At 68.0% G+C, this 7,077-nt stretch carries 6 protein-coding genes and 1 pseudogene; 3 read left to right on the top strand and 4 right to left on the bottom strand.

The genetic code is table 11. The annotated features are described in order from the left end of the window. Positions 1 to 218 (top strand): annotated as a pseudogene (locus tag MYF83_RS42045) (RNA polymerase subunit sigma-24); the annotation flags it as partial. Here the strand turns inward: MYF83_RS42045 and MYF83_RS42040 are convergent. Continuing rightward, complete coding sequence (locus MYF83_RS42040; RefSeq protein ID WP_248966416.1) at positions 183 to 581, bottom strand: transposase; 399 nt, start codon at positions 579 to 581, stop codon at positions 183 to 185. The pseudogene MYF83_RS42045 and the gene MYF83_RS42040 overlap by 36 nt on opposite strands. Before the next feature lie 53 nt (positions 582 to 634). Then, complete coding sequence (locus MYF83_RS42035) at positions 635 to 1,588, bottom strand: SMP-30/gluconolactonase/LRE family protein (RefSeq protein WP_248966414.1); 954 nt, start codon at positions 1,586 to 1,588, stop codon at positions 635 to 637. A gap of 322 nt (positions 1,589 to 1,910) precedes the next feature. Between MYF83_RS42035 and MYF83_RS42030 the strand changes: the two genes are divergently transcribed. After that, complete coding sequence (locus tag MYF83_RS42030; protein WP_248966413.1) at positions 1,911 to 3,488, top strand: alkaline phosphatase PhoX; 1,578 nt, start codon at positions 1,911 to 1,913, stop codon at positions 3,486 to 3,488. 342 nt (positions 3,489 to 3,830) lie between these two features. Here MYF83_RS42030 and MYF83_RS42025 read toward each other — a convergent pair whose 3' ends face one another. Together MYF83_RS42025 and MYF83_RS42020 are read right to left on the bottom strand one after the other, a co-directional pair. Next, complete coding sequence (locus MYF83_RS42025) at positions 3,831 to 4,526, bottom strand: response regulator (protein ID WP_308201591.1); 696 nt, start codon at positions 4,524 to 4,526, stop codon at positions 3,831 to 3,833. Between the two features lie 11 nt (positions 4,527 to 4,537). Further along, positions 4,538 to 5,737: a sensor histidine kinase gene (locus MYF83_RS42020; RefSeq protein ID WP_248966411.1), complete on the bottom strand. Its 1,200-nt coding sequence runs from the start codon at positions 5,735 to 5,737 to the stop codon at positions 4,538 to 4,540. A 92-nt stretch (positions 5,738 to 5,829) separates the two neighbouring features. On the opposite strand from MYF83_RS42020, the gene MYF83_RS42015 reads away from it, so the two are divergent. Further along, a complete protein-coding gene (locus tag MYF83_RS42015) occupies positions 5,830 to 6,777 on the top strand; it encodes a CPBP family intramembrane glutamic endopeptidase (protein WP_248966410.1) in 948 nt (315 codons plus the stop codon). Positions 6,778 to 7,077 lie beyond the last annotated feature (300 nt).

The following is a 7,077-nucleotide window of genomic DNA, read 5'->3' as shown; positions in this document are numbered from 1 at the left end:
TGGCCTCGGGTCCGGCGCAAGCCCTGGCCATGGTGGACGAGCTGATCGCCTTGGACCGGCTCCCCGGTTCGCATTTGGTTCCGACCGTACGCGGGGAGCTGCTGGCCCGCCTCGGCCGGCGACCGGAGGCGCGCGCCGAGCTGGAGCTGGCCGCCCGGCTGTGCGCCAACCAGCGCGAACGCTCAGTGCTGCTGCGCAAGGCGGCCGCGCTGGGCTGACTTCTCCAGCTCGGCCGGCCGGGAATCGAGCGCGGCCCGGATGCCGTCGATCGCGTCGGCCCCGACGGCCAGGCGCAGCGACGGCTCCGCCACCCGACGGCCGGCAATAGGCGGGTAGCCGTCGAGCAGGTCGAGGGCGCGGCTGATGTCGGGGATGTTGGCGCCGCTGGTCAGCACGTAGATCGGGGTGCCGTTGCCGTCACAGATCAGATGGTGTTTGGAACCGGGCTTGCTGCGGTTGACCGGCGACGGGCCTGTCCCGAGACCCCATTTTTGGCGTCGATGTGATGGCCGTCCATCGCCGCGCGCGACCAGTCGATCCGGTTCGCTGTGTTCAACCCCCGGCGCGCTCTTCCGACACAAGGTCAGATGGTGGTGAGCGGTTGCCGGCTCAGTAGCCAGGGAGTGATCTGCTCCTAAGGCTTCGGGATCGCCACCGCGTTGTACGGAGAGTCCGGCGTTGACGGAGTGCCGAGGCGTGCGTTCGGCAGGTAAAGGCGGTCGCCGAACGACGCCACTGTGGTCGGCACGTCGAAGCGCGGGTCGGTGACCTTCGTGGCCAGGCTGCCTGACGTCCCCGACCGGTTCAGTTCGAACACGGCGACCGTGCTCAGCCGGTTCTGCACCACGTAGAGCGTGTTCTGCTCGACCAGGATGCCGTCGCCGCCGGTCAGCACCTCGCTGCCGAGGTCGACCTGCTTGGTCTCGCCGGTCGCCGGGTCCACTCGGAACAGCTTGCCCGTGTTGGTCTGCACGATCAGCAGGGCTCGGCCGTCCGGCGTCTCCGCGATGCCGTTCGTGTTGATCGCCCCCGGGATCAGGACGAAATCCCCGGTCAGCGGGATGGTTGTGAACGTCGCGGGCAGCTGGCCGTTGTGCCCGAACTGGATCTTGTAGAGCACTGCCTTGCGCGAATCGGTGAAGTACGCGGCCTCATCCGTGACCACCACGTCGTTGACCATCGTGTCGGTGTCCGCGAACTTGTAGCCGGCCAGCACCGCACCGGTCTTGGCGTCGACGACCCGCGCGTCGCCCGCCGTCGAGCCGGCGACGAACAGGCGGTTACGCGAGTCGATCTTCAGACCGTTCGACGGCGTGCCAGGTCCCTGGCTGAACACCTCGCCCTCGCCAGTGCGCAGATCGACGCGGTACAGCGAACCCTCGGTCCGCGAGCCGAAGTAGGCCGTCGGCCCATTCGCGATCGCGATGCCCTCTGGCGGGAAGCCGTTCGGCAAGGCGAACTCCGTGGGGAACGTGCTTTCCCTGGACTCCGCGGCGGCGGCCGGGGTAACCGCGGCGGCGGCCGGGGTAACGCTGGCGAGGGTGGCCCCGAGCACGAGCACGGTCAGCACAGCGAATGCTCGCGACATCTCACTCCTAACTTGCACGTATGTTGCGCCACAGTCTTACGCTGTGCTGGGCTGAGCGCCCGGGTTGCCAGGCGATCCATAGGAGATTCACACCTGTTTCCTAGGTCCTGTATCCGGGCCAACTCGGCGCAGGCACGCTGAGGGCCGGCGCGGCTCGCGCAGACGTCTACCCGGGAAACCCGTTGAGCGCCTCACCTGCGAGGGATCACTCGTTCGCTGGCTGTTCACATTCCCGACGGGATTGCTTCATCGAAGCAGTCTTACCGATCTCCTACGTTCTCCAATGCAACCTGAAACAACCCTGAGAGAATCCGGAGAAATCGTGCCCTCTTCTCGAGTTCGTACCGCCTTGGTGGGCGCCACGGCCGTAATCGCCTCATTGGCGGCGTCCGGCGTCGCGTTCGCCGACCACGGCGCCGGATCGAAGTCCACCACGACGACCGGGCCCACCACGACCGTCGCACCGTACGTCCTGCCCGTTGCGAAGGGCGTAAGCGTCACGTCTCTTCTCACCGTTGCCGACAAGCCCGCGGCCAACGGCTACCAGATGGTCGGCATCCCCGACGGCTTGGGGGCCTACCGCAGTGGCCGCGACCTGATCCTCTACATGAACCAGGAGCTCCGCGCGACCCAAGGCCTCGTGCGCGCGCACGGCCAGAAGGGAGCCTTCGTCTCCAAGCTGCAGATCGACCCCCGGACGGGCGCCGTGAAGAGCGGCTCCGACCTGATCACGTCTGTCAACTACTGGGACTACCCCGGCCAGAAGTGGGCGAGCGCGCCCGTGGCTCCGGCCGGAGCGGCTGCCGACACGCACACCAGCGCCCTCGCCCGCTTCTGCTCCGGGTATCTCGCCCCCGCCGGCACGTTGAGCAACGGGCACAAGGGCTACGCCGGTCGGGTCTACTTCGCCAACGAGGAGACCGGCGACGAGGGCCGTGTCTTCGGTGTGACCGATGACGGCGTCGCCACGCAGCTCCCGCGTCTGGGCCTGCTCGGCTGGGAGAACACGCTCGTGGCGGCCAACAAGAGCGACACGACTCTCGTCGTCGGAAACGAGGACGTCAACACCGGCCAGCTTCGGATCTACGCCGGGCGCAAGCAGTCCACCGGCTCGGCCGTCGAGAAGGCGGGCCTGACCAACGGCACGCTGGGTGTGCTCGACGTGGCCTCCCACGCCGTCGCGACCGATGCGGAGTTCCGCGCCAAGTACGGCAAGAACACGCCGGTCAAGGTGGCCGTCAGCCCGCTCGACTGGACCAAGAACGGCGTGCAGCAGAACGCCGACGCGGCCAAGTCCGGCCTGACCCTCAACCGCATCGAGGACGGCGCCTTCGACCCGCGCCGCCCCAACGACTACTACTTCGTGACCACCGGGGGTGGAGACACCACCGCCTCGCCCACGGAGCCGGGCGTCGCCCGTGACGGTGGCGGCCTGTGGCGGCTGCGGTTCGCCGACATCGAGCGCCCCGAGAAGGGCGGCACGCTGACCCTGCTGCTTGACGGCAGCGAGGCGCCGTACCTGAACATGCCCGACAACATCACGATCGACCAGCGCGGCAACCTCCTGATCCAGGAGGACACGGGCAACAACCCGCACCTGGGCCGGATCGTGGCCTACAGGATCGCCGACGGTGCGCGTGGCGTGCTCGCGCAGTTCGACCCCAAGCTGTTCAGCCCGACCGCCAACTCTGCCACCTTCCTGACCCAGGATGAGGAGTCCAGCGGCATCATCCCGAACCCGTCGGGTGGGCCGAACTCCTTCCTGTTCGACGCCCAGATCCACACCGACAAGGGCCTGCCCGCCGGCACCGGTCCGGGCACGGTTGAGGAGTACGTCGAGCGCGGCCAGCTGCTGTCGCTGACCGTGCAGTCGTGGTCCAAGGTCTACACCGCGCAGTAACCCATGGCACGGCCCTTCCCGGCATCTCCGGGGAGGGCCGTTCCGCTGCCAGGGTTGCTCAGTGACGACCTACAAAATGATCGGCTACCTACCGCCCCTTGGCGTTCCTGCACGCGGGCGCTATCACTCCAGAGCCTCGACTTCCGCCCACCGCCCCAGACCCTCAGCGCGAGCGCCAGATTGTTCCGGCTCGTCAGTCGCGCGGGATTACTGAGGTAGTGGCCAATGCGCAGTCTCATCGAACGATCCATTTGATACCGTCCGACCTCGTCCCGATGCACCCAGCGCACCTCGCGTGACTCGTAGCTGGGGGTCGGTTCGCCACTGACGGCGCGCGCGCTGTTACCGTCCAGGTCGGTGCCTGACGACCCCGGATGGCGTGGGTAGGACTACGCCGGACCTGTACGCGATCATGACCAGTTGGGCCCGGTCACGGGCGTCCAATTTGGTCAGCAGGTGGCTGACATGGGTCTTGACGGTCGAGTAGCTCACGTACATCTCGGCAGCGATTTCCACATTGGACAGTCCACGTGCGACGGCGTTCAGCACGTCGAACTCGCGCTGTGTCAGGCCCGGCAGCGCCGTGGTGGCTGGTGTCGGGTCACGGTCGGGTTCGTCCGGAAGCGGTCGCCGGACGAACTGCTCGATGAGCCGGCGGGTGATGTGCGGCGACAGCAGCGCCTCGCCGGCCGCCACGGTCTTCACCGCGGCGATCAGGTCGGTCGGCGCGATGTCCTTGAGCAGAAAGCCGCTCGCTCCGGCCCGAAGCGCGTGGTAGACGTATTCATCCGCGTCAAACGTGGTGAGCACGAGCGCACGAACGCCGACAGTATGCGCGCTGGCCGTCAGGTGTCGCGTCGCCTCAATCCCGTCCATCTCCGGCATCCGGATGTCCATGACCACGAGGTCGGGTCTCAGCTCGCGGGCGGCGGCCAGGGCCTGCACACCGTTCGCTGCTTCGCCGACCACCGTGATGTCCGGGTCGGAGTTGAGGATCAGCGCGAATCCGCTGCGCAGCAGCGGCTGGTCGTCGGCCACGATTACTCGGATCATCTGATGGTTGTTCCGGCTTCCAGCGGTTGGGTCGGCAGGGTGGCGACGACGAGGTATCCGTCCGGGGTCGGCTTGGCGGTCAGTTCGCCGCCGTACATCGCCACTCGCTCCCGCATGCCCGCATGCCCGTGGCCGGACTCTGTTCCCGCCGGAGTCTTCGCTCGGCCGTCGTCGTTGACCTCGATCGTCAGCGTACCGGCCGCGTGGGTGAGCGACACCCGGGCCTTCGAGGCGTCGGCATGCTTCATGGTATTGGTCAGCGCTTCTTGGATCACCCGGTACGCGGCCAGTTCCAATCCGGGCGACAGTTCGTCGGGCGTACCGGTGACCAACAGGTCGACGGGCAGGCCGGTGGCCTCGACCGCGGCGATCAGCGAGGGGATGTCGGCCAAGGTCGCGGCGGGGTCGCGCGGCGGCGCGGCGGCCGAGTCGCCGTCGCGGAGCACGTGCAAGAGCCGGCGCATCTCGGCCAGCGATTCGCGCCCGGTACGACGGATCTCCGCCACCGCCCGGCGCGCGTCGGCCGGGCTGCTGTCGATCAGATGCTCGGCCACGCCGGCCTGCACGACCATCACGCTGAATGCGTGGCCGAGGATGTCGTGCAACTCCCGACTGATCCGCAGGCGTTCCTCGGTCGCGGCGTATGCGGCCCGTTCGCGCTGGAACTGGGCGCGTTCTCGTTCCCGTTCGAGCTGCCGTTCGGCCTGGGCCACGTGCGCCATGTGGAACTCCCGCCGTTGCCGGACGCCGGTGCCCACGACCCAGCCGCCGACAAGGAGGGCAACCTGCACCAGGGCACCTTCGACACTGAGATCGATTGGGCCCAGCGCCAAGCCGACGCCGTACCCGACGCCAGCCACGACGAGGGCGACTCGGGTGTTGCGGCGATTGTCCCAAGCGGCCACGGTGTAGAAGCCGATGAGGACGCCGATCGGCGCGGCCCCCACCGAGTACCGTGCGCTGATCAGCCCGAGGAAGCCGGGAAAGCACGCGGCGAACACGGCCAGCGGGGCACTGCGGCGCCATGCCAGTGGCACCAGTGCGGCCAGGGTGAGCAGCACCGAGACAGCGTCAGGGGCCCGGTTGGCGGGAACCGCGTCGATGCCGGTGACATGGATCGGCACGGCCACCGCCACACAACACAGCGCGAGGACGAGGTCCCAGACGCGTTGTGCCCGGCTCGGCAGGGTCTGCATTCGAGGCTCCTCTGCGCTAGCCGGTGGTGTGGTGCGCTCACCATAGTGCCGGGCGCGGCCCTGGCTCCTCAGTCTGCAGCATGAGATCAGACATGGCCGCCGGATGGACCGGCCGCCGCCACGATGGTCTGCAGACCGACGACGAACCCGTGGCGCCGGACAATCCTGATGGCATGACTTCACCGACCCGGACCACCGCCCTGCCAGTGGCCGCCGCATCGCCGACCACGTCGCCTCCCGCTCAGCCGGGACCGCTTCGGCTGTTCGTCCGCCGCCGTCCGCTGCTCACGTTCTTCACACTGTCGTGCATGCTGTCGTGGTGGCCGGCGGCACTCTACGTGATCGGCGTATCCACCGTGCCGATTGCCGGATTCGGCCCGTTCATGGCGGCGCTACTCGTGCTCGGGCTGACCGACGGCCGCGCCGGCATAGGAAGCTTGCTGCGCAGCATGCTGCGGTGGCGGGTGCCGAAGCGGTCATATGTCTTCGCCTTCGGACTGCCCGCGTTGGCCAGCGGTGCCGCCGTGGTCGCGACGATCGCTACCGGCGGCAAGCCGGACGCCGTCGCCCTCGGTCTATGGAGCGAGATCCCGGTCACGCTGCTTCTCATGATCCTCATCCCGGGCCTCGGTGGCGCCTGGGAGGAACCCGGCTTCCGAGGCTATGCCCTGCCCCGACTTGAGCGCAGGTTTGGCACATTCGCCGGCCCGCTGCTGCTCGGCGCGTTCTGGGTGGCGTGGCACCTGCCGTTGTTCCTGGCCGGGCAGATCCTGCTACCGGACATCCTGGTGATCATGGCGGCAAGCGTTGTCATCGCAGGCCTCTTCCGGTCCGCGCGGCAGAGCGTGCTCATCGCCATGGTGTTCCACGCGACCAACAACGCGGTGGGGGGTGGCTACGCCAGCCAGCTCTTCCACGGCGCCGACTCGTTCCGGCTCGGCATCTTCACCGCCGGAGCCTGGTGGATCCTGGCCGTCGTCGTGATGGCTCTGCGGCGCCGAGCCGACGGTGTCGACTCGGCACGGCTCGCGAATATGTGAGCTGACGATCTTCCCGCACCTCACGTTCGCGATCGGATAGCACCGCCAACTGGTCCTGCATGGCCGGTCGCTTGAGGGTCCGCGCCGCCAGGACCGGTGTCGCGGATCTCAACGTGAAGAACGCCATCGCATGACCGTACGCACATCGAGGCGGCCGCGCCGGGCGCGTGTTTCTAGGAGGCTGGTGTTAAGTGGGGCATCCCAGCCGACCGTTTTCGGGCGAGCTGGCTGAGCTGGACCGTGCCTGAGCATCGCGCGGCCGTGGTCACGGCAGAAATATGCCGGTCTTGTGCGGGCCTG

This window comes from Sphaerisporangium perillae (assembly GCF_023276435.1).
GTDB classification, from domain to species: Bacteria; Actinomycetota; Actinomycetes; order Streptosporangiales; family Streptosporangiaceae; genus Sphaerisporangium; species Sphaerisporangium perillae.
The sequence above is the reverse complement of the archived record's forward strand: the minus strand, read 5'-3'. Positions and strand labels throughout refer to the sequence as shown.